The sequence below is a fragment of the Streptomyces sp. SP17BM10 genome, from assembly GCF_036322405.1.
Taxonomy (GTDB): domain Bacteria; phylum Actinomycetota; class Actinomycetes; order Streptomycetales; family Streptomycetaceae; genus Kitasatospora.
In genome coordinates this window covers 1-465 of record NZ_JAQYXB010000174.1, presented here as the reverse complement: position 1 = coordinate 465, position 465 = coordinate 1, and the positions used below count along the sequence as shown (strand labels likewise).

At 69.7% G+C, this 465-nt stretch carries 1 pseudogene; it reads right to left on the bottom strand.

Annotation, left to right across the window (positions count from 1 at the left end):
• Positions 1-14 precede the first annotated feature (14 nt).
• Positions 15-465, bottom strand: a pseudogene (locus PUR71_RS00620) (DEAD/DEAH box helicase); the annotation flags it as partial.

The window sequence follows — 465 nt, the reverse complement described above, 5'->3', positions numbered from 1 at the left end:
GCGACCACCGCGATCTACACTCGAATGGACACTCTTTCCCTCCCCGACGCTCTTCCGATCTCGGAGGGGCGCTCGCCACGGTCATCGCGACGGAAACCACCACGGTCGACACGGTCGACAATGAAGAAACCACACGTCCGCACGTCTACACTGAACCCAACTCCACACGTCCGAACTCCACTCACTACTCTTCGTAAACCACCCCGGTCGTCACGGTCGCGGTTGAAGCCGCCGGAGGGGCGGTCGTCGCGGCGGAAGCCACCGCCGGACGGGCGCTCGCCACGGTCGTCACGGCGGTAGCCGCCGCCCTGGCGGTCGTCGCGGTCGCGGTTGAAGCCGCCGGAGGGGCGGTCGTCGCGGCGGCAGCCACCGCCGGCGGGGCGCTCGCCACGGTCCTCGCGACGGAAACCACCACGGTCGTCACGGTCGCGGTTGAAGCCGCCGGAGGGGCGGTCGTCACGACGG